Source organism: Methylobacterium sp. WL12, assembly GCF_008039475.1.
Classification (GTDB): domain Bacteria; phylum Pseudomonadota; class Alphaproteobacteria; order Rhizobiales; family Beijerinckiaceae; genus Methylobacterium; species Methylobacterium cerastii.
Genome location: NZ_VRUW01000024.1, coordinates 40080 through 62050 on the forward strand (window position 1 = coordinate 40080; position 21971 = coordinate 62050).

Annotated in this window: 21 protein-coding genes and 1 pseudogene; 5 read left to right on the plus strand and 17 right to left on the minus strand. The window is 64.7% G+C overall.

Going from position 1 to position 21971, the window contains the following annotated elements:
- The first annotated feature begins 54 nt into the window (after nucleotides 1-54).
- The 3 genes from fumC to xoxF5 all read left to right on the plus strand — a co-directional run bounded on the left by fumC (nucleotide 55) and on the right by xoxF5 (nucleotide 5501).
- Nucleotides 55-1530, plus strand: coding sequence for a class II fumarate hydratase (gene fumC / locus FV226_RS11705; protein ID WP_281406037.1), 1476 nt, complete (start codon nucleotides 55-57; stop codon nucleotides 1528-1530).
- Nucleotides 1531-1780: 250 nt separating this feature from the next.
- A complete protein-coding gene (locus FV226_RS11710; protein ID WP_147751223.1) occupies nucleotides 1781-2206 on the plus strand; it encodes a cupin domain-containing protein in 426 nt (141 codons plus the stop codon).
- A 1489-nt stretch (nucleotides 2207-3695) separates the two neighbouring features.
- On the plus strand, nucleotides 3696-5501 hold the full coding sequence (xoxF5, locus tag FV226_RS11715; protein ID WP_147763044.1) for a lanthanide-dependent methanol dehydrogenase XoxF5: 1806 nt from the start codon (nucleotides 3696-3698) through the stop codon (nucleotides 5499-5501).
- An 821-nt stretch (nucleotides 5502-6322) separates the two neighbouring features.
- Here xoxF5 and FV226_RS11720 read toward each other — a convergent pair.
- Nucleotides 6323-6430 (minus strand): annotated as a pseudogene (locus FV226_RS11720) (hypothetical protein); the annotation flags it as partial.
- A gap of 242 nt (nucleotides 6431-6672) precedes the next feature.
- Here FV226_RS11720 and FV226_RS11725 point away from each other — a divergent pair.
- Nucleotides 6673-7068, plus strand: a complete 396-nt coding sequence (locus FV226_RS11725; protein ID WP_147763045.1) for an EF-hand domain-containing protein — start codon at nucleotides 6673-6675, stop codon at nucleotides 7066-7068.
- A 244-nt stretch (nucleotides 7069-7312) separates the two neighbouring features.
- Here FV226_RS11725 and FV226_RS11730 read toward each other — a convergent pair whose 3' ends face one another.
- The 16 genes from FV226_RS11730 to FV226_RS11810 form a co-directional block, all read right to left on the minus strand.
- A complete protein-coding gene (locus FV226_RS11730; RefSeq protein ID WP_246691573.1) occupies nucleotides 7313-7645 on the minus strand; it encodes a hypothetical protein in 333 nt (110 codons plus the stop codon).
- 454 nt (nucleotides 7646-8099) lie between these two features.
- Nucleotides 8100-8516: a hypothetical protein gene (locus tag FV226_RS11740; protein WP_147763047.1), complete on the minus strand. Its 417-nt coding sequence runs from the start codon at nucleotides 8514-8516 to the stop codon at nucleotides 8100-8102.
- Between the two features lie 94 nt (nucleotides 8517-8610).
- Nucleotides 8611-8907 carry a hypothetical protein gene (locus FV226_RS11745; RefSeq protein ID WP_238273129.1) on the minus strand — a complete coding sequence of 99 codons (297 nt, stop codon included), beginning with the start codon at nucleotides 8905-8907 and terminating at the stop codon, nucleotides 8611-8613.
- 588 nt (nucleotides 8908-9495) lie between these two features.
- Nucleotides 9496-10137 carry a response regulator transcription factor gene (locus tag FV226_RS11750; RefSeq protein ID WP_147763048.1) on the minus strand — a complete coding sequence of 214 codons (642 nt, stop codon included), beginning with the start codon at nucleotides 10135-10137 and terminating at the stop codon, nucleotides 9496-9498.
- Nucleotides 10134-10637, minus strand: coding sequence for a hypothetical protein (locus FV226_RS11755; RefSeq protein WP_238273128.1), 504 nt, complete (start codon nucleotides 10635-10637; stop codon nucleotides 10134-10136). The genes FV226_RS11750 and FV226_RS11755 overlap by 4 nt, the downstream gene beginning before the upstream one ends.
- Nucleotides 10638-10672: 35 nt before the next feature.
- The gene (locus FV226_RS11760; RefSeq protein ID WP_147763070.1) at nucleotides 10673-11215 is read right to left on the minus strand and encodes an SRPBCC family protein; all 543 of its coding nucleotides are present in this window, start codon (nucleotides 11213-11215) and stop codon (nucleotides 10673-10675) included.
- Nucleotides 11215-12219 carry a vWA domain-containing protein gene (locus FV226_RS11765; RefSeq protein WP_147763049.1) on the minus strand — a complete coding sequence of 335 codons (1005 nt, stop codon included), beginning with the start codon at nucleotides 12217-12219 and terminating at the stop codon, nucleotides 11215-11217. The genes FV226_RS11760 and FV226_RS11765 overlap by 1 nt, the downstream gene beginning before the upstream one ends.
- Nucleotides 12216-12830, minus strand: a complete 615-nt coding sequence (locus FV226_RS11770) for an MxaK protein (protein WP_147763050.1) — start codon at nucleotides 12828-12830, stop codon at nucleotides 12216-12218. The genes FV226_RS11765 and FV226_RS11770 overlap by 4 nt, the downstream gene beginning before the upstream one ends.
- The gene (locus tag FV226_RS11775) at nucleotides 12827-13888 is read right to left on the minus strand and encodes a vWA domain-containing protein (RefSeq protein ID WP_147763051.1); all 1062 of its coding nucleotides are present in this window, start codon (nucleotides 13886-13888) and stop codon (nucleotides 12827-12829) included. The genes FV226_RS11770 and FV226_RS11775 overlap by 4 nt, the downstream gene beginning before the upstream one ends.
- Before the next feature lies 1 nt (nucleotide 13889).
- The gene (locus tag FV226_RS11780) at nucleotides 13890-14837 is read right to left on the minus strand and encodes a nonribosomal peptide synthetase MxaA (RefSeq protein ID WP_147763052.1); all 948 of its coding nucleotides are present in this window, start codon (nucleotides 14835-14837) and stop codon (nucleotides 13890-13892) included.
- A gap of 2 nt (nucleotides 14838-14839) precedes the next feature.
- Complete coding sequence (locus FV226_RS11785; RefSeq protein WP_147763053.1) at nucleotides 14840-15691, minus strand: DUF58 domain-containing protein; 852 nt, start codon at nucleotides 15689-15691, stop codon at nucleotides 14840-14842.
- Entirely contained in the window at nucleotides 15688-16719 is a 1032-nt protein-coding gene (locus FV226_RS11790) for a MoxR family ATPase (RefSeq protein ID WP_147763054.1), read from the minus strand. Before FV226_RS11790 ends, FV226_RS11785 begins: the two co-directional genes overlap by 4 nt.
- Before the next feature lie 77 nt (nucleotides 16720-16796).
- A complete protein-coding gene (locus FV226_RS11795; RefSeq protein ID WP_147763055.1) occupies nucleotides 16797-17090 on the minus strand; it encodes a methanol dehydrogenase [cytochrome c] subunit in 294 nt (97 codons plus the stop codon).
- An 87-nt stretch (nucleotides 17091-17177) separates the two neighbouring features.
- Nucleotides 17178-17771, minus strand: a complete 594-nt coding sequence (gene moxG, locus FV226_RS11800; protein WP_147763056.1) for a cytochrome c(L), periplasmic — start codon at nucleotides 17769-17771, stop codon at nucleotides 17178-17180.
- A gap of 73 nt (nucleotides 17772-17844) precedes the next feature.
- The gene (gene moxJ / locus FV226_RS11805) at nucleotides 17845-18756 is read right to left on the minus strand and encodes a methanol oxidation system protein MoxJ (protein WP_147763057.1); all 912 of its coding nucleotides are present in this window, start codon (nucleotides 18754-18756) and stop codon (nucleotides 17845-17847) included.
- Between the two features lie 133 nt (nucleotides 18757-18889).
- Nucleotides 18890-20773, minus strand: a complete 1884-nt coding sequence (locus tag FV226_RS11810; protein ID WP_147763058.1) for a methanol/ethanol family PQQ-dependent dehydrogenase — start codon at nucleotides 20771-20773, stop codon at nucleotides 18890-18892.
- Between the two features lie 421 nt (nucleotides 20774-21194).
- On the opposite strand from FV226_RS11810, the gene FV226_RS11815 reads away from it, so the two are divergent.
- On the plus strand, nucleotides 21195-21944 hold the full coding sequence (locus tag FV226_RS11815; protein ID WP_238273125.1) for a serine protease: 750 nt from the start codon (nucleotides 21195-21197) through the stop codon (nucleotides 21942-21944).
- Nucleotides 21945-21971 lie beyond the last annotated feature (27 nt).

Here is a 21971-nt window from a genome sequence, read left to right on the forward strand (position 1 = left end):
GCGGGATCGCACCGGTCCCGTGACCGCTTCCTCAGGCCAAACGGGAGGTCAAGCGTGAAGATCGAAACAGTGCAAACCGGCGAGCATGCCGGATGCCCGACCATTCGCGAGCTTCCCATCGGGATCGACGCTACGGGCGAGCGCCACGAGACGGATTCGATGGGCGGCGTCGATGTCCCGGCGGACCGCTACTGGGGCGCCCAAACCCAGCGGTCGCTGCAACATTTCGCCATCGGCGACGACCGCATGCCCAAGAGGGTCTACCACGCCTACGGAACGGTGAAGAAAGCGGCGGCCTTGGTCAACGCGGCCGCCGGACGCCTGGCGTCGTGGAAGGCGGAGGCCATCGTACGGGCCGCCGACGAGACGGCATCCGGGGCGCTGGACGGTCATTACCCGCTCTACGTCTGGCAGACGGGGTCCGGGACGCAGTCCAACATGAACGTCAACGAGGTGCTCTCGAATCGTGCCATCCAGCTTCTCGGAGGCCGCCTCGGCTCGAAGGCTCCGGTGCATCCCAACGACGACGTCAACATGGGGCAGTCGTCGAACGACACCTTCCCGACCGCGATGCACATCGCGACGGTCCTGGAGCTCGACGAAGTCCTGCTGCCGGCGGCGGACCGGCTCGCCGCGGCCATCGAGGCCAAGGCGAGCGGCTGGATGGACGTGGTCAAGACCGGCCGGACCCACCTTCAGGACGCCACGCCCCTGACCGTCGGCCAGGAATGGTCGGGCTACGCCCATCAGATCCGTCGGGCTATCGACGGCGTGGTGGCGTCCCGCGCCGGCCTCTACGAGCTCGCGGCGGGCGGGACCGCGGTCGGGACGGGCCTCAACGCACCAACCGGGTTCGGCCGCGACATCGCCGCCAAGATCGCCGAACTCACGGGCAAGCCCTTCGTGACCGCGCCCAACAAGTTCGCCGCGCAGGGCGGGCTGGATGCGATGGTGGCGGCCATGGCGAGCGTGCGTGGCCTCGCGGTCGTCCTGATGAAGGTCGCCAACGACATGCGCTGGCTTGCCTCCGGACCGCGCTGCGGCCTCGGGGAGCTGATCCTACCGGCCAACGAGCCCGGTTCGTCGATCATGCCGGGGAAGGTCAATCCAACTCAGTGCGAGGCCATGGTGATGGTCTGCATCCAGGTGGTCGGCGAGGACAACGCGGTGGCCTTTGCCGGCAGCCAGGGCAACTTCGAGCTGAACGCGATGCGGCCGATCATCATCAACAACACGCTTCACTCGATACGGGTTCTTGGCGACGCCTGCGAGAAGTTCAGGACCTACTCGGTCGAGGGAACCACACTCGACCGGAAGCGCATCGACGCCATGGTCGAACGTTCGTTGATGCTGGTGACCGCCCTGGCGCCGGTCGTTGGCTACGACCGAGCCTCGAAGATCGCACATAGGGCCAACGACGAGGGCACCACCTTGCGTCAGGCCGCGATCAAGGAAGGGGTCGCCGAGGGCGAATTCGACCGGATCGTGGTTCCCCGAGCCATGACCGGTTCCGGTTTAAGCGGCAGCTGAGGCTTCGAACCTGTACATCCGGATCATACCCCACGGCACTACCTCGGCCCTGGTCGCCGGCCTACGGATGCTCAGAGACAATGCGATGTGAACCGATTTCAGCGGAAGGCTCCGAATGTTGGCCGCGCAGATCGACCGCCGCGTCTTTTTCCAAGGACGTACGTACGTCCCGCGTTTAACATCCGGTCGAAGTCTTCACCCTACTCGCATGTGCCGAACCACCCCGAGCAATCATTGCTAAGGAGGGATCATGTCAGACTCGACAAAGACCGGACGTTTCGACCTAAGGGCTATCGCGGCCGCGCTCCCCGAGACGGCGCAGACGCTTCTCGTCGACACCTATCTGACTGACCACGAGGCGGCGAGCGCTCGGGTTTTCCGCGTCTATCGCCCCACGCCGCCGCATTACCATGCGACCTGCGACGAATACCTTTACGTGCTGTCGGGGCGCGGCACGTTTTGGATGCGGGATGCCGCAACGGAGGCAGAGTTCGGGCCGGGAGAACTCCTGTTCTTCGAACGCGGTACCGTTCACGCCCTGCCGACGATCATCAAGGAACCTGTGGTTTTCCTCTCGGTCGATACGCCGCGTCGCGCACCGTCCGATATCGTCTTCGTCGATCCGGCCGACGGGTCGCCCGAGACCTTCATGGCCCGCAACGCTCCGACGTTATGAGCGCCCTTTCATATCCGGTGAGCGGCTTCAGGCGCGCGATCCGATAAACAGTATGCGGCCCATATCGAACGTCCGCAGATATCGGCGGTCATGTCTTCGGTGGATCGTGAGCGGTCTCAGAGGCTATGTCTGCTTGATAAATCTGCTGCCCGGAAGCGGACTGGCAGAATTCCGCCCATTCCGGTCGTAGAGCGGACGGACAGCTCCCGACCCAACTTCGCCGTTGAACGTATTCTACCGGGAGCCTGAAAGCGGACGTCACGCCCTGGCAATGCCAGGCAGGGTCGCCAAGGAATCCGCGAGCGTATCGACCAGCATGCGGATGCCTTTGATGCGGGTGCGACCGGGCACGACCAAAAGCGAAAGGGGGAGCCGACGGCAGCGGCGGGAACGGCAAGGATGGTCATGGGATGGCTCCACTCGGATGAAGGGAGCCAAGATCGTCCGCCCAGGCCGGGCGACGCTCAATCAGCGCAGGGCGCTCGTCTCAATCCGCAAACCTAGAAGCTGCCACCCATCCCGCGAAAGCGGGTTCGTTCATCCACCCATATCGGCCGTCGGTTTTTGATTCACTAGGCGACCCGCAATTGGAGATTCTCAGCTTCCGCAAAGGGGCGTGTCCATGCTGTTCATTACATCCGCTCGAGGCAGAGCCTAGTCAGAAAGAACACACGGACCACGATCTGCCGGAGCATCAGCGGCGACGCCATCGAACCTTGTTCCAGCGTCGAGCTATAGGCAAATTTCTCGGCTGTCCATAATCCTGACAACGTACTCCGCGGTGACAGCGCAAGATATAGTGCTATCTGATAATATATATAAATAATTACATCTGTTATTAGTCAATTTCAATATCAACCCTAACAACATTTCTCATATAGGAAAGAAAAATTGCCGAATTATCCCGACTGTTGACGGGCACGCAGAAATATTACACTCTGAAGAACTTGCGAGATCTCCGAAGTTTGCCGAGGCAATCTATGGAGCAGAACACCTTAGAACAAAGAAAAAACGGCGAGAGCCTTTCGGCCTCGCCGTTGGAGTTGGAGTGGTCAAGAAGCTCGCGAGCGGTCGACCCAAGAGCTAAACGACCCCTGTCGCGAGATGAAAGATAGGTATTCAGATGAAAGAGTCAATCAGAATCGAATAATTTAAGTTCATAGCGAAAATATTTGTTCGATACGTGCGATTGCGTATATTATTCTTGAGCCGAATTAACCGGGCCTGAGAGCGCTTATCTATTGATATTAAGCTATTTTTATGGTGATATGTTTTCTTGTTGCACTTATGAAAAACTTATTGTGCTTGATTTAAAATATGTCTACTGATGATAACTCCTGTTGTGGCCTGCATCAATGTAGGTGCGTAGCAGGGTTGGTGGTTTGCGGTCCGCGCAGCCGATCACTGGCAACGACCAGACCTAAACCAGAGACGTGATTTAGGACGGCGTGACCCTGCGCGGTGTCTTGATCCAGGTTCGGAGGAACCCATGAAAGCGGTACATCTTCTCGCACTCGGCGCGAGTGTCGCGACGTTTGCCATGCCGGCATCGGCGAACGACGATCTGATGAAGCACCTGGCGAACCCCGCCGAGCAGGTTCTTCAGACGGTCGACTACGCCAACACGCGCTATTCCAAGCTCGACCAGATCAACGCCGGAAACGTCAAGAACCTCCAGGTCGCCTGGACCTTCTCGACCGGCGTGCTGCGCGGCCACGAGGGCTCGCCGCTCGTGGTGGGCAACATGATGTACGTCCACACCCCGTTCCCGAACATCGTCTACGCGCTCGACCTCGACCACGAGGCCAAGATCGTGTGGAAGTACGAGCCCAAGCAGGACCCGTCGGTGATCCCGGTGATGTGCTGTGACACGGTCAACCGGGGCCTGGCCTACTCCGACAACGCCATCATCCTGCACCAGGCCGACACCACGGTCGTGTCGCTCGACGCCAAGACCGGCAAGGTCAACTGGTCGGTGGTGAACGGCGACCCGAAGAAGGGCGAGACCAACACCGCCACGGTTCTGCCGGTGAAGGACAAGATCATCGTCGGCGTCTCCGGCGGTGAGTTCGGTGTGCAGGCCCACGTCACGGCTTACGACGCCAAGACCGGCAAGAAGGTCTGGCGCGGCTACTCGGTTGGCCCGGACGACCAGATCCTGGTCGACCCGGAGAAGACCACCTACCTCGGAAAGCCGGTCGGCAAGGATTCTTCGCTGAAGACCTGGGAAGGCGACCAGTGGAAGACCGGCGGTGGCAGCACCTGGGGCTGGTACTCCTACGACCCGAAGCTCGACCTGATGTACTACGGCTCGGGCAACCCCTCGACCTGGAACCCCAAGCAGCGTCCGGGCGACAACCGCTGGTCGATGACCATCTGGGCGCGTAACCCCGACACGGGTATGGCCAAGTGGGTGTACCAGATGACCCCGCATGACGAGTGGGACTTCGACGGCATCAACGAGATGATCCTCACGGATCAGAAGGTCGGCGGCAAGGAGACCCCGCTGCTGACCCACTTCGACCGCAACGGCTTCGGCTACACCCTGAACCGCGCCACCGGCGAACTCCTCGTCGCCGAGAAGTTCGACCCGGTCGTCAACTGGGCCTCCAAGGTCGATATGGACAAGGGGTCCAAGACCTACGGCCGGCCCCTGGTCGTGTCGAAGTACTCCACCGAGCAGAACGGTGAAGATACTAACTCCAAGGGTATCTGCCCGGCGGCCCTCGGCACCAAGGACCAGCAGCCTGCTGCGTTCTCGCCGAAGACCAACCTATTCTACGTGCCCACCAACCACGTCTGCATGGACTACGAGCCGTTCCGGGTGACCTACACCCCGGGCCAGCCCTACGTCGGTGCGACCCTATCGATGTACCCCGCGCCGAACAGCCATGGCGGCATGGGTAACTTCATCGCCTGGGACAACATCGAGGGTAAGATCAAGTGGTCGAACGCCGAGCAGTTCTCGGTCTGGTCGGGCGCTCTCGCTACCGCCGGCGACGTGGTCTTCTACGGCACGCTGGAAGGCTACCTGAAGGCCGTCGACGCCAAATCGGGTAAGGAACTGTACAAGTTCAAGACCCCGTCGGGCATCATCGGCAACGTGATGACCTACCAGCACAAGGGCAAGCAGTACGTCGGCATCCTGTCGGGTGTCGGTGGCTGGGCCGGCATCGGCCTCGCGGCCGGCCTGACCGACCCGAACGCCGGCCTCGGCGCGGTGGGTGGTTACGCCGCCCTGTCGAGCTACACCAACCTCGGTGGCCAGCTCACCGTATTCGCCCTGCCGAACTAATCGGTCGCACGAAGCGGCTTGAAATGAGTGCCGGCGCGGATTTCCGCGCCGGCATTCTGCGCTTATGGCTCGGGTTCTCATGATAAAATCAGCGTTCTGCCTGTGCGCTACACTTTGGACAATAAATGGTCCGGCCTCTGCAGCACAAATCAATCAGGAGGCCTTTGGCTGTAAAGCGTTGCATTATGCTCAGGATCTGACGGCGTTACAGCACGGTGGCGATAAGAGTGTGTTGCGAACGCGGCTCGGGAAGTATCTGCGCGCCGGAGAGTGCCGCATGTGGGCAACGGGTGAGGAGGTCACCATCGAGGATGAGAATGATGGCCTCGTATGCATCGCGGTTAAGGGCGCCAGCCATACTTGTTATTGGTCAAAATATATAATCTTAAATAAATTATAATCTAGAGTTGCATTGTCGTTTATCTCTTCGAGAATGAATGTGGTCCGAGATCGCTGTCGGATAGAATTTATCATTACTTATTATCCGCTCTCAATTAATAGCTCGCTGACTATATCGAATTTGAAGTTCCCGCCGCACTTCTTCCTTTACTTCTTCTCGGACAGCATTGCTTTCGATCTTTTGAAGCAGGCTTTCTCTTGTGTGACCCTTGAAGGGCCGGGCAGACTGCCACCGGCGCCGTACCATTCCGCTGATTGACTCAGTCAACATATCGCCCCCCTTGTGGGCGAGCCTGATCTAGATCGAGGAAGGCGACCCCGCCTGAGGGGAGCGGAACCGCCTCCGCGGATTGATCAGGCCCCACGCGTTGGTACAATGGTAAAATTACTGCACGATTGGCCGCCCGGCCTACCGAAGAAGGCTAGCACGAACACGTAAGTGCCGGCGGCCGGTATGCCAGCGATGCATGTGGGCGCATGCGGTTCACGCGGTAGTAGTGACGCCTCCACCTTTCGATCACTTCTCGTGCGAACCTCGTTTCGCGTTAGCAGCAGGCCCCGCAGCCGCGCCGGCACACATCCACTGCCTCACTGGCATACCGTGCTCCATAAAAAACCGACAGACCGGCTTGCCAGATTTTCCCGGGTAGATTAGGCAATAGCCTGCGTAAGCGTGACTCGACTCGGCACGACTCTCCGTTTCGAAGGCTCAGGCGCGACGACGTCTTGAACTCGCAGACTGTGACTCAATCTGACCTAAGGATATCTCTCGATGACCTATCGCCTACCTTCCGCCCTGTTTGCCACCGTCCTCGCCATCGGTGTCGTCGCCCCGGCGTTCGCCGCACCCGCCACCGTTGCGGCGTTCGATCCCGACAAGGACGGCACCATCGACCTCAAGGAGGCCCAGGCCGCCGCGTCCATGAAGTTCGACATGCTCGACCCCGACAAGGACGGCACCCTCGACGCCAAGGAGCTTACCGGCTTGATGACGGCCGCCGAGATGAAGGCCGCCGACCCAGATAGCGACGGCACCCTGGACAAGAAGGAATACCTCGCCGTGGTGGCCGCGCGCTTCAAGGCCGCAGACCCGGATGCCGAGGGCACCATCGACGCCAAGGAGCTCTCCTCGCCCGCCGGCGCTTCCCTCGCGATGTTGCTGAAGTAGGGTCGCCTCACGGGGCGGCCGCCACTCAAGGAGATCCGTATGCGGATCAACCTTGTTCTGCCGGCCACCTCGTGATGTTGACAAGCACCGGGCCTGACCAGGCTACACCGAGATCGGGCGGATCCCGACGCTGAGGTATCGCAGAGTCGTCGGCACGTTTTCCGCGATGCGGGTCAAGCTCGGCGCGGGCAGTCGCGCCGACCTCATCCAAATCGTGATGAAGCAGCCCGGTGCCGGGTGAGGATCAGCGCGGGACGAAGATTCCGGGGATGATCCGACCCCTTTGACCAAACAGCTCCTGGGCCTTCGTGCAACTCGCCGGCACGTCCTTCGCATAGGCCGCGAGGTAACCGCGCGCTTGCAACATCAGAGCGTCCCGGTCGATCTCGGCGGGATCGACCCCCATCGACTGGACCGCCCCCTTAAAGCGCTCCACGTCCGTTTTCAGCATGCTGCAGTTGACATTTACGAAGCCGACGAGGCCTGCGAGCTTGGCCGCGTTGCGCTTCTTGGCCGGGATGTCGGCCGACTCCTGACCATATGCAGACGGACCAGCTGCAGCGAGCAGCGCCGCCAAGCAGAGAGCGCAATACCGCATAGATATGTCCTTTTGTCGAATTACTAATCGATGCAATGCGCAGCGAATAGGGCCCTAGTACGCTCCATCGAACGATACTCCGCTATGCTCGCCGGATTGCGCAGTTCAGGCCCTTCTGGAAGTCGCCCTACTACGCCCGTCCCAGGCTCGAAGACGAAGGGGCGCGGACCGGTAAAGGTGCCCATACGGTTGCGGACATCGACGCTTCCGCACATTATACCGCCGCGGCCCGTCCGCAGGCTGCTCACCCGTGCGTCGGCGCTGCCGAGCCGCCGCCCGATCGCCGCGGTGGCGGCGCGGCTGGTTTCAAGGTCGGGCGCCTCGCCGTCTGCCACGGCGCCTTGCGCTTGAGCAACCCCGGCGGCAAGCGCTAGCACGGCCAAAAGCCGGGTTGAAACGCGCGCAAGCCGCATCGCAGACGGCGCGATCGCGCTCACGCGCTGAGCCGGCAACGGCCGCCCAGGTTCTTATAGCGGACGCTGCGGAGGCCCGCCTCGAACCAGTGAGTGCCCCGCCGATTGGCTTTGTAACCATAGAGCTTGATCCGCATCCCGTCCTCCGGGGCCCGAATCACGGCCGGCTCTTCCGTGCCGTCGAACGCCCTTTCCGGCGACGGCACGCCTTGGTCACCGAACTCGGCCTGTGAACCGTCCTGCTCCCGCTGGAAGACCAGCGCGTAACTGGGTGGGCTACGCTCACCTATGATCCTATAGTGGAAGCCCACCAGAGGCGTGCGGTCAGCAAAGTTGGTGAAGGCGCAGAAGAGTGTTGGTCCCGCAACCCGCGGAGCCCCAACCGCCTCCGGCGGGGGCGCTGCCGCGATCCGGGGCGCGCTCAGCTGCATGAACATGACGCCTCCCAGGACTACAAGCGTTGCAGCACCCGCGAATAGGCCGGTTATGATCCGCGCCAACGGGAATAATGCCCAACGGCGACTGTTATGGTTAATCGCTGGATGGTTGCGCATGCAGCGACAAGCAGGTGCGAACCATATCGCTCAAGGTTAAGCTTCGAGTGTCGCCTGTATTGGCCGTCTCCTCAAGGCAACGCATAAAATACTCGCGGGTCAGCTCTGGCGAGAGCGTCGTCATCGCCTTTCCCATGCGGTTGGTGAAGTCGATCTTGTCGGTCATCGTGGCCCGCGGCCACAGCGAGGCGAGATCGTCCATCTTCAAGCGTGCCCAAGCAAGGTCAGTCGCAAAGACAAAAAAAGTTAATAAGGCAATCATAAACCTGAGCATCGACGGCTTATCTCCATGTAAAATCTGATTTACGGTAAGTCGATATGGATGTCCAGAATCCATTGGTATTTACCTTGGAAATTTCTATATGCGATCTACGATAAAGGATTTAGTTCCTGCGGAAAAATTAAGCTAGACATGCTAATATTTTGGATATAGGGCAAGACTGCGTTATGCAAATCAATAGCGTACCAATCAAAAGATCTTAATCTGACATAAAAGTAAATCTTTACTTTCGAATTTGCGTTATATTCGTCCGAGCATCAGTAGTAGGTGCGCCCCCCGTCGCCATCCCGCCGAACGTCCGATTTCTAGGCATTGCTTCTGTTGGGCAGACCGGTGGCAAACCACCCACCTCGGTCGAAGAGCGGACGGGCGGATCCCGAACAACCTCGTCATAACCAACAAACAGAATCATCCCCAAAAGCAGAACTTCACCGATTTCGTTGAGAAATTTGGGATGCGGTCGGAGCAGCATTTGCAGGAACGTCGAGAAGATCTGCAGTCGTTCCCCATTGTTTCGGGCGGCGGCTAGCCAAGTCCCGGCGCGGTATCGCTTCCGGTAGTAGGCGAACTGCAGTACCCTTATCAGCGGAGGTCCGTCACGCCCTGCGCGATCGCGACCCGGAGAAGTTCCGCGAGCGATCGGACGCCGAGCTTGCGCCGGAGGTTGGAGCAGGCGCCGATCACCGTACGGTAGCTCACCGACAGCGTGTCGGCGACATCCTGATACGAACGGCCCCGGCTCAGGAGCGACAGGATCTGTAATTCACGGGCGTTGAGATCGGCCAAGGGCGAGCGTCGCGCGGCCGTCGTCAGCATCGCCACCGCCGTGGCGAGGTCGTGTTCGAGATAGCCATAGCCCGCGTGGACCGCCGCGAAGGCGTCGAGGAAGGTGGCGCTCGGCACGTCCTTGCGCACGTATCCGAGCGCCCCACTCTCCAGGGCGCGGGCGACGATCACCGGATCGGCATGCATGCTGAACGCAAGGATGCGCGCGTGATGTTCCAGCGCACGGATCCGCCGGATCAGCGACAGGCCGGCGAGCCCGCTCTCGCGAAAGGTGAGGTCGCAGACCACGGTCGCCGGCCTGTGACGGTGGAAGAACCGATAGGCGCTGACCACGTCGGACGCCTCGTGCACCGTGCCGATGCAGGCCGACTCCATCAGCGTGCGGAACCCCCGAAGCACCACGGGATGGTCGTCGACGACGAGAACCTCGTTCGTCATTGCGGCGACCCGGCCGGTTCCGCCCGCGCCGCGCCACCCTGTGCGCCGTAGCTTTCCGTCAGCCGCGCCAACGCGGTCGGCGCATCCAGGCCTTGCTGCCGGGTGTTGAAATAGTGCTGGCACATCTCGCCGTAGAGCTGCCGGCGATGGCTCGCGCCGGCGATGCCGGAAAAACCATCGACCAGATCGGCATAGTCCTGGGGCATTTCCGCCGCGGCGAGCATCTGGCCGAGCTGCACGGTGCGATTCGCGATCATGCGCGGATCCTCGATAAAGGCGCTTCTCGCACGGGCGAGGCTCGCGCGCAGCCGGGCGCTGCGCGGGTCGGCCTCGGGCAGCAGCGTCCCGGCCTCGCGGCTTGCGATCCAGCGGGCCGGATCCATCGCCTCGGTCTGCGAGAGCCAGATCGGCACGTCGACCGCGTTGGTCCGCGCGACCACGGCCGGCTCCGCGCCGGACCCGTCCACCCCATCGCCGCAGGCCGAGAGCGCGAGCGCCACGGAAAGGGCGGCGAAGGCCGCGTGCGTGGGATGCCTCAATGCCCGGCGCCCGGCTCGACCTTCGCTTTCAGGCCTTTCAGGCCGGCGGCGAAGAAGGCATCCATCGCCGTGCGGCCGGCCGCGTCCGAGAGGTCGTCGGGCGGCTCGTTGCCGGTGTCGCCGCGGTAGAACCGGCCGCTCCACGTCACCTTCGCGCCTTCACCCTCGGGCGCGACGCTCAGCGTCGCCGAGTAGGACGAGACCGGGAGCGCTTTCACCTCGGGATCGGACATCCGGTAGGAATACTTGAAGGCGCTGCCGTTCCATTCGTCCAGCGACTCGACCAACCTGGCGCCGTTGGGAAAGGTCAGCGTCCGCTTGCCCTCGGCCTCGCCGGGCTTGCCGCCGGCGACGCCCTCGCTCGCCTTCAGAGCCGGGTTCCAACCGGCGATCTTCCCGAAATCGCCGGCCACCTTCCAAACCGCCTCGGGCTTGGCCGCGATGGTGATCGACTGGTTGACCTTCTGCGGCGTCGGGCCGTGGGCGAGCGCCTGCGTCGCAACGAGTGCAAGCAGGGCGGGGGCGAGGGCGTGATGCATCATGATGTCGTGTTCCAGTGGGGACGAAGCCGGGCGGGCCGGACGAGGGCTCGGCGGAGGGTGGGACCTGCGAAGGCCGCGAGCAGCAAAGCGAGGGCGCCGGCCCCGAGGAGCGGTTTCGGATCGAGCCGGCCCGGCAACGGGCGCGGGGTCGCGACCGCCATGAGCGGGGCGGCGAGGCTGGCCGGCCCGTCGAGATGGGCGTAGGCGAGCCCGGTCTCGCCCGCGAGGCGCTTGAGATACGGTTCGCGCACGGAGGAGAGGTGCTCCTCGCCGGTGGCCGCGTTGGCGCCGAAGGGGGCGTTGCGCGGGTTGTAGCCCTCGCGGCTCTCGGCATCGGCCGGCGGCGGACCGAAGCGGTTCTCCTGCTGCACGTCGCCGGCACCGTAGAAGCCGATCTCGCGCCCGCGGTCGTTGAACTTCGGGATCGGAGATAGGCCATAGCCGCCGACGCCGGCGATCAGGCCGCGCACGGCGCCCGGCTTGCCCTCGAAGGCCGGGCCGCCGCCGGCGGGCAGCGGCGGCGCCTCCTGCCCGTCGGTGAGGAAGACGAGGTCGGTGCCGAGATCGGCAGCGGTCGCGATCGCCCGGTGCAGCCCCGCCGCGATGCGGCTGTCGGCCTCCCAGGCCATGCGCCAGTCGATGGCCGCGATCGCCCCGTCGAGCGGCGCGAAATCGGCGCAGACCTCGATCGGCTCGAACAGCAGGAAGGTCCGCCGCTCGGTGAACAAGCCGAGCGCCACCCGCGAGCCGCAGGGCAGGCCGGCGATTGCTGAGCGGAGCGACGCCTTGGCAGTGTCGAGGCGGCTCGCGGGCGACCCGTCGGCGGCCTTGTCATCGCGGACCGTCATGCTGCCGGTGATGTCGAGGACGGCGAGCATCGCCACGCCGTCTCGGGTGAGCGCCAGCGGCGGGACGACGAGGGTCAGCACCGTGAGTACGAGGGCTCCGGCAAACGCGGAGAAGCGCGGATCGCGCAGGTTCCGGGCCAGATGCGCGTTCACGGGGCACCTCGCGGCTGGCCGGGAATCTCGGTCCAGATCTTCTTCGGCTCGGCCTTCAGATCGTCGCCGCCCTGGCGCTCGATCTCCGGGAAGTCGCGCAGCAGCCGCGAGGCGACGTCGAGATTGTACTTGGCGTCCCAGAAGCCGAACTGCGCCGTCAGCGCCCGGCGGTAATCGGCTCGTGCGAGGGTGACGAGGGGGCCGGCCGGATCCAGATCGCCGCGGGCCAGTCGCGCGAAGGCTTGGCGTAGGCGCGCGTTGGCGAGCCAATAGCGCCCACGCGCCGCCTCCAGGCTGCCGGCGCGTTCCAGAGCCTCGACCAAGGCCTCGGCCTCCTCGGTACGGTCGCGGGTGGCGAAGAACCGCGCCTTGGCCAGGATCAGCCGCGGCGGCGCATCAGGCCCGACGGCGACCTCACGGCCAGCTTCCAGCGCGACGCGGTCGCGGTCGGCCGAGGCGGCGCGCCACGCGGCCCAGGCGAACCCCGAAGCCGCAAGCCCCAGCACTACCGGCAGGGCGACGAGCAGGCCCGGCCGGAGGCGGCGCCAGAGGCCGGACAGGGCGTCGGTCCAACGGGCGGGACGGACGGCCTGCAACGCGACACTTCTCATGCGGCGAGCCTCCGAAGTGCCTCGACCGCGGCAGCGGCCGGAGGCGCGGGTGCCCGGCGCAGGTCTGCCTCCGCGAGCTTGGCGAGCACCAGCAGCGCGATGCCGAGGCCGGCGGCAGTGTAGGCGAACCCCGAAAGATCCTTGCGCGGGCGGGTCTCGGCATAGGGGATCGCTTCGCGCTCGAGGCCCTCGATCTGTCGGATCGCCTCGGCCACGGCTTCCGGCCCCTCCGCCTCGAAGGCGCGGTAGGGCACGCCGAGGCTCTTGAAGAACAGGTCGAGGTGGCGCTCGGGGGCCGCCTGCGGCGTGTCCTCCCCGGCCGGCCGGTCGAGGATCGACGGAGAGTCCTCGGTGCGCAGGAACAGCCAGTAGAGATTCGGGCGGATGCGGGCGAATTCGGCGCGGAGCTGCGCCTGGATCTTCGGGTCGATCACCGCCGCCCCGTCCGAGACCAGCAGGACCACGCGCGAGATCGTGCCGGATTCCGGCCCGAACTGCGACAGCGCCATGCCGAGCCCGCGCGCGACGTTGGTGTAGTCGAGGCCCGGTCGGTCGATAGCGCGGATCGCGGCGCGCACGGCGTCGTGCCGGTCGGTCATCGGCAGCACCAGCATCGGCGCGGTGGAGAAGGCAGCCACCGCGAACTGGTCGTGAGCGCGGGAGCCGACGAATTCGCCGAGCAGGCGCCGCGAGGCCGCGGCCTTGGATTCCTCCCCGCCCGAAGGCTGCCGACCGGCGAAAGTCTCGTTCATGCTGCCCGAGCGGTCGATCAGCATCGAGACCTGTGCGCCGATGCCGATGCGGGTCACCGTCTCCCCACGGCGATACGGGCCGGCGAGCGCCGTCACGAGTCCGGCAAGCGCAAGGATGCCGGCGAGCGTCAGGGCGGTGGCGATCATGCGGGACGGGCCGTCGAGGGGCGCCGCCGACAGGGCCGGGACCGCGCTGCGGCGCTGGCCCGAGACCATGAGAGGCAGTAGCGCCAGCGGCAGCAGCCACAGCACGAGGGGCATCGCGAAACCGTAGCGGGCGGCGGTGTCGACGAGTGACTGGTGCATGTCAGGCCCTCCGCTCGTCGGCCGCGAGCCGGCACAGGGTGTCGTCGAGGGCCGCGAAGGACACGAGCGTGCGGGCACCCGCGGTGTCGCGACCGAAGAAGGCGAGGCGCGAGGCGGCGAAGAACGCCTCCAGCCGGGCGGCCTGGGGGGCGAGTGCCGGATGGCGGGCGAGGAAGGCCGACAGGTCGTCGGCGAGCACCCGGCGCCCGTCGGTGGTATCAATGCCGCGATGGAGCGCGAGCAGGCCGTCGCGATAGGCGGCATCCGCGGCCGCGCCCGTGCCGACGCCCGCCTTCAGGCGGCGCAGCTTCCGCCGCGCCACCGCGAAGCTGCGCACGCGGCGCGGTCGGAATGGCGGCCACGCCCGGTCGCGGGCGAGGATGGCTAGCGTCGCCAAGGTCGCCGCCGCGAAGCCGCCGGAGGCCAGCAGCATCGGCCGGGCGTCGATGGCTCCGCTCGCGCCGTCCGGGCGCATGTAGTCGGCGGGATCGTCCTGGCGGGTGGGCTGCACCTCGCGCAGGGGCGAGATTGTGAAGGACCATCCCGGCACCACGGCCTGCGCGGTGGTGAGGCCTTGCGCGGTCTCGTTCGCCAGCGTGACGGCGAATCCCGGGATCTCCAGCGGGCGCGCATCAAGGGCGGCGTAGAAGTTCTGGTAGGTCAGATTGAGGCGGATGCGCTTGCCCCCGTCCGCGAGCGCGGTCTCGTTCAGGGCGACGCGGCGGAGGTCGAGCCAGTAGGCCAGCGGGCCAGGCTGGGGAAGCGAAGCCGGCTGCACCGAGAATCCGGCATCGACCACGAGATCGACCTGCGCCTGCACGAGGTCGCCGAGGAAGTAGCCGAAGGCGCGGGGGCTGCGCACCTCGATCGCGCGCACCTGCGCAGCGGCGGCGGCGGGAAGGAGCACGGCCAGCGCGAGGCAGAGCCGAAAGTCGAGGCGAAGGCGCATGCTCACGTCGCCAGCAAGTGGCGGCTCAGCGCCTCGGCGTCGAAGCGATCTTCGAGGCGAAAGGGTGGGCGGCCGTAAGCGCCGCTGATGCGGGCGAGCGCGGCGAGGCGCGTCTGCTCGCGCTCGCGCCAACGCCGACGGAGTGCGGGACGCATGAACACCACCCGGCGCCCGGCGCCTTCGAGATCGTCGAGTTCGAGCAGGCCCCAGGCGGGCAGCGCCGCGTCTTCGGCGGAATCGGCAAGCAATACCGGCACCACGTCGTGGAAGGCCAGCGCCTCGAAAAGAGCCGCGATCGCGGCCTCCGGCCAGCGAAAATCGGAAACCACGAAGACGAGCTTCGGGCGGCCGGCGAGTCGACGGGCGCCCTCCAGTAGGCCCTCGGCGCTCCGGCCGCGCGGCTCGGCCTCGGCGAGTTTCGCAACGGCGTCGAGGGCCTGCCCCGGCCGGCGGGTGGCTGAGAGGATCAAGTCGTCGCGCACCGTCTCGTCAGCCGCGATCAGGCCGAATCCGTCGCTGATGCGGGTGGCCGAGGCCGCGAGCCCGCGGCAGAGATCGAGTGCGAGATTCATGCGGGTGCCGGAGCCGCGGAAACGCATCGAGGCGGAGAGATCGACGAGCACCCAGACCTCGACGGCGGTGCGGGTCTCGAATTGGCGGACCCAGGTGTTCTCGAACGGATCGCGGAGCGAAGCGCGCAGGTCGATGCGGCGCGCATCCGGCAGGCGCAGGAACGGCACCTGATCGCGGAAGGTACCGAGGCCTCCGGTGTCCCGGCCGCGATGGGCGCCGGGCCGCAGGCCGCGCGCCCGTCCGCGGGGACGGTAGACGACGTCGGCGGGGAAATCGCTCACGGCGCCGCCACCGTCTCGAACACCGCCCGGCACAGCGCCGGGACGATAATCTCCCGCCGCATCTCGTAGACCGGTTCGAGGAAGACACGGTGGGCCATCACCGGCTGGAACACGTCGCGGATGTCCTCGGGCACCAGCCAGTCCCGGCCTTCGAGCCAAGCGCGGACGCGGGCGGCGCGCACGAGGAACGCAACGCCGCGGGGCGAGGCGCCGCCCTGGACGAGGGCGTCCATGTCGAGGCCCGGCAGCCGGATGCCGGCCTCGGCCGGCCGCACCAGCGCCTCCCAAAGGGCGACGACGTAGGCCTCGATCTCCGGCGAGGCTTGGATGCCGTGCTGGATCGCGCGGGCCACGCCGCCGATTGCGGCATGGTCGAGCACGCCCTCGGCAAGGCCCGAGACCAGCGCGTCGGTGTCGTGGAAGCGCGGCTCGAACACGAGGTCGCGCCGCACGCTCGCCTCGCGCGGCGCTTCGAGCCCGATCTCCATGAAGAAGCGGTCGCGGGCGGCGGCGGGCAGCTCGAAGGTCTCCTCCCGCTCGACGCGATTGCGGTCAGCGAAGACCTGGAGATGCGGGAATCGGTAGTCGCGCTCGAAGGCCCGGACACTGCCTTCGGCCATCAGGCGCAGCAACAGCGCGTGGACCTGCGGCCGGGCACGATTGATCTCGTTAAAGAAGAAGATCGACAGGTCGTCGGAGCGGCGCAACACCGGGCCGGGCTCGACCCGCGGGCGGCCGTCATCGGCGAGATAGGTGTGGTAGATGAGGTCGGAGGGCATCATGTCGACGGTGCCCTCGACGCGCTCGTAGGCGCCCCCGAGGGCGCGCGCGGCGGCCCGCAACAGGGTCGTCTTGCCGACGCCGACATCACCCTCCAGCAGCACGTGACCGCGGGCGAAGATCGCGATGGTGATCAGCCGGACGGCGCGCGCCTGCCCGATCACCGCCCGGCCGACCTCGGCTTCGAAGCGGGCGGCGGAATCCCGCCAGTCGGTGAGCATCGCATCGCCGGTGCGGAGCGTATTCATCCAGGGCCCTGAACCGTGTCGCGCTTTTCGTGATCGGCCGCCCGGAAATCCGGACGGCCCTATGTCGTCCAAAGCGATCAGTTCGCCGAGATCTTGGTCACGTCGTATTCGAACTTGCCGGTTTTCTTGGCGTTCTCGACCCGGCGCTTGTTGCGCTCCTCCATCTGCTTGATGGAATCGGCCTGCTTGCTCAATTCCTTCGGATCGTGCTTCGGGTCGTATTTCGAGCCTGCGATCTTGTCGGGGAAGCCGGGCTTGGGCTCCCAGCAATTGCCGGCGGCCTTGCACTTGGTCCCGTCATAGGCCTGCGCCGGCAGGGCCATGCCGGCCGTACCCACGGCGAGGACCGCCGCAACGATGAACATCCGCATGATGGTTTCCTCCGTCTTGTCGAACGTCGGCGGGGCCGCCGCGTCTCGCCGCGCTTCGAGGCACGACAATCGATCCCGAATAGCGCCTCAGTCTTCCAGCGGCTTGCACTGGCCCTTGGCGTCCTTGGGAATGACTTCGCCCTGCTTGTAGGGCGTGTAATTCTTCTTCTGCTCGTCGTTGAGCCAGACCGCATCCTTGACCGGACCGGTGTAGAGGTGCCGGACCCAAGTGATCACCTGCAGCATGTCGTCGGGGGTCAGGTTCTCGTTGTGCGGCCCCATCATGCCGTTGGCGCCGCCGAAGATCGTAGCGAACAGCCCGGTATCCTCGGTGTTCGACGGATAGGTCCAGTAATTGTCGTTGAGGCCCGGGCCGAGCTTGCCCTCGGCCAGATGCCCATGGCAGCCGGAGCACGAGGTCGAAAAGAGGCTCTCGCCGTTGCGCAGGCACGACTTGTCGTCGATGTAGATGTTCTTGCCGGTCTCGAAGAACGTCTTCACGGCCTGCGTGTCGCGGCCGCCCTCCTTGCCCTGCGAGGTGTCGAGCTGCTCCCCCGTGACGGTGTTGCGGAACACGAAGCCGCTCTGCGGCTCGGCCGCCGGTTGTGCCAGCACGGAGAGACTCACCGTCACCGTCGCGAGACCGAGGACCGCAGCCAAAATGCCGTTTCTTGTCTTCATCGGTGTACTCTGACCACTTCACGCATGTCCCGTTCGGGCGAGGCCGAACCCGGAACCTTCGGTTGACGGGACTTCAGTTCGAGACCGGGGAGACCGGCACGCCGTCCTGCTTGAGGATCGCCTCGATCTGCGGACGGGCCTTGGCGATCCCGGCATCGAGGGCCTGCTGCAGGGCCGCATCGTCACGGCGCACGCCCATCGACTGGTCGAAGCTCTGCGGCATCCTCTGCCCGTCGCTGCGCACGGTGTCGTCGGGCACCGGCGTCATGCGGAGCGGCGTGGACGAGGCCTTCACGTAGCGTGCAACCTCGGGGGCGAAGGCGACCGCCACGTCGGCCTTGCCGCTCACGACCTCGCTGACCATCCGGCCCGGATCGATCTGGGTGTACTGGTTGCGCGGCGCGCGGAAGTTCACCAGCGAGTAGAGGTAGGCCATGTCTTCCTCGTAGCGGCCGATATCCTTGAGCATAGCCTCGCCGGGCGTGCCGAACGCGACCACCATGTGATCGACGGATTTCAGGCGCGGATCGGCCCAGGACTTCACGTCGAGGTCCTTGTCGGAGCGCGTCACGAAGACGTAGCCCGAGCGGTAATAAGGCTTGGTGCCGAGCACCCGCGGATCGCCGGTATCGAGGCCGACGACGACGTCGCAGAGCTTCTTGTCCAGCCCGTCGCGGACCAGATAGATCGCGGGCTTCGCAAACCACACGAACTGGGCTTTGCGCCCCATGCCCTCGGCGACGGCGGCGGCGATCCTGTTCTCGAGACCCGAGCCGTCCTTCATCGAGAGCGGCGGCTGGCTCTCGGAGGCGCAGACCCGCAGGATCGAGGGGTCGGCCGGCAAGGCGGCCGGTGCCTTGCCAGGCTCCGACTGGATCGCCTGCGCCTCGGATTCCTGGGCCGAGACCGGTACCGCCGAGAGGGTGGCCAACGCCAGGAAGGCGGCGGAATGGATCGCGAAAAGTCGTCCGCTGTTGCGCGGCATGGGCGTTCGTCCCCGTGGTCGGCTGCGTTTCTTGGGATCGTGCGGACGGTGCATGGCGTGCCCGTCATCCGCGTCGTCGAACTTCGTTCGAAGGTCCCCGCCGGCGCGTGGCCGGCGGGGATGTCGGTCGGTCTTATTGCTTGGCGGCCTGCTGGTACTCGCCGACGTTCGGATCGTCGTAGGGGCCCTTGCCGTTCAGCGAGAACACCATCACGCCGCCGCCCATCTGGGTGTAGTTGGCGAGTTTCTTGAAGGCGCCCACCGCGCCGAGGCCGGCAGTCGGATCCTGCAGGTCGAACACCAGGCCCACGCCCGGCCAGCCGCCGACGCCGTAATAGATGGCGACGTACTGATCACCCTTGTGCGAATACGTGATCGGGTAGCCGATCGCACCCGACGGCAGCTTGAACTTCCAGAGGAGGTCGCCGTTATCGGAGTTGCGCGCCTTGATGTAACCGTCGAGCGTTCCGTAAAACACAAGATCTCCGGCCGTGGCCATCGTACCACCCCAAACCGCGAAGCGCTCCATCTTCTCCCACTGGAACGCGCCGGTAATGGCGTTGTAGCTCTTAATCTGGCCAAGACCCTCGTAGTTCTGCCGATCGCCCTTCGGGCCGGGGTACATGTTCAGCGTAGCACCGACAAAGAACTGACCCGCGCGATAGGGCAGCATGAAGGGCTCCCAATCCATGCAGATGTGGTTGATGCCCATGAAGAAGGCCTTGCGCTCCGGATCGTAGGAGTCGTGGCCCTGATTGTGGTAGCCCATCGCCGAGGGGCAGACGTCCTTGGCGAGATGATCCATCCGAGTGCCGTATTCCGGATCGCGCACCGGCTGGCCGGTCTTGAGATCCACCGACTTGAACACATTGACGGTATCGTCGATCTTGTTGGCCGAGACCAGCGAGCCGTCGGTCCGATCGAGCGTGTAGACGATGCCGTTGCGGTCGGGATGGGTCAGGAGCTTACGGTCCTTACCGTCCTTGTCCTTTTGGTTAGACAGCATCATCACGTTGACGCCGGCATAGTCCCACTCGTCGTGCGGGGTCTTCTGATAGCCGAATTTGGCCTCACCCGTATCGGCGTCGCGGCCGAAAATGGTCATCGTCCACTTGTTGTCGCCGGGGCGCATGGTCTCGTTCCACGGCGCCGGGTTGCCAGTGCCGAAGTAGATCAGGTTGGTCCCCGGGTCGTAGGCGTACCAACCCCAGTTAGTGCCGCCGCCGATCTTCCAGGCGTCGCCCTCCCAGGTCGCGGTGCCGAGGCCCTTCTGGCCATAATGGGCATTCTTGATGTTGAAGTCGTTGGCCAGCAGCAGATCCTGGTCGGGACCGGTAGCGTAGGCGCGCCAGACCTGGGCGCCGGTCTTCACGTCGTAGGCGGTGAGGTAGCCGCGCACGCCGAGTTCGGCGCCGGATGACCCGATGATCACCTTATCCTTTACGACGTAGGGCGCGATCGTCAGCGTCGAGCCGACCTTGATGTCGGAGTTCTCGACCTTCCACACAGTCTCGCCGGTCTCGGCGTTGAGCGCGGCGACATTGCCGTCGAGCAGGGTCTTGAGGATCAGCGCGGGGGTCTTGCCGTCGCCGGGCCAGTAGGCGAGGCCACGATTCACGAGATCGCAGCAGGCGACCGCGCGGGCGGCCGGGTTCTGCTTCGGCTTGTCCTGCCACAGGATGTGGCCTGGATCGTCGAGGCCCAGCGCGAAGGTGTTGTTCGGGAAAGAGGTATGGACGTACATTTTGCCGTCGACGACGACCGGCGCGCCCTCGTGGCCGTTGAGCAAGCCGGTGGAGAAGCTCCAGGCCGGCTTCAGCTGCTTGACGTTGTCGCGGTTGACCTGCTTGAGCTTGCTGTAATTGTCCGAGTCGTAGTTCTTGCCGGGCATTACCCAGTTTTCGTCTTTGTTTGCGAGGTCGACGAGCTTGTCATTGGCTGCTGCCATGCTCGCGAAGGCGACCGGCCCGAGGGCGACGATCGCCAGCATTGAAACCGAACCGAGTAGTTTGCTCATTCGTGCGTCTCCTGGCCTAGCCGCCTCGTCTTTCGACCTTGCGGTCATGCGTGGCTATTTGTTGCAAGGTTCCGGAACAGTTATGCCGGACTCCGGCATATCATAAGAAGACGATAAGATTTAGTCGTCTTATGAAGAACTTATTACTGTTCCTTCGCCCTCCATCTATAAGCATTTCGAAGAATGAATGTCTTTGCGCAATCAAACATTTTTTGTCGGGATGATTCGGCAATACTCTGGGATGATGGTTCCGCGACTTCTCAGCGCTTGACCGAATGCCCAGCGGCGTCGCAGGAAAGGCAAATCCCCCGGCTCGAACCGGGCGGAGCGGGAGGTTAGGCCGATGGAGGTGGATGGCCGGCGGTGGCGGTTCAGGCGCGTCGCCGCGCTCCTAGGGGGGCTGTGGCTGGCAGGAGCCGACTTGGCCCCGGAGATCCGGGCGGAATCAGCAGGCGCCGGGTCACGGCTCGCCGCGCTCTATCCGCAGGACGGCCGGCGCGACATGACCGGCGCCGACGTGGCGCGCTTCCCCGGGGCGGGCGTCCTCTATTGCCACCGCCCCGATGGCGTGCCTCAGAAGGCCGCCGCCGCGTGGCTGATCGGCGACCCCTCCGTGGTGGTGCTCAACGCGCACAATTTCCGGAATCGGCGAATGGAAGTCACCCGCGCGATCGCGGACTGCTACTTCCACATCGGCGGACGCAACTACGATTTCGTAGTCGAGAGCTTGCACCTCGGGACAGCTCCTGGTGCCATCGCGCTGCACATCACGGACGACTGGGCGATCCTGCGCCTCGCCGAGCCGGTAGTCGGCGCCACGCCGCAGGCGGTGCCCACAGCCCCCAACCTAAGGGAGGGCGTCGTCGATCTACCCGTCACGATGGTCTCGCCGGGCGGCCACGAGAACTACCGGGGACCCTCGAGCCTGGAGTCCTGCCGCATTCGCCAGATCGATCCGCCGAGCGAGGACGGGATTCGTCGCGCTCGCCACGATTGCAACGACGGCTATGGCGGTTCGGGATCAGGCCTGTTCGACGAGGCTGGACGTCTCGTGGCAATACAGAGCGCGTCACTCTCTATGAATTCGCGGCGGTCCTTCGATCCAGACTTTCACTATGGATCAGCATTTCTTATCGAAGGTCAATTATTGGACGCAATTCAGAAAAAATAGTGCAAAAATATAATCCAAGTATAAAAA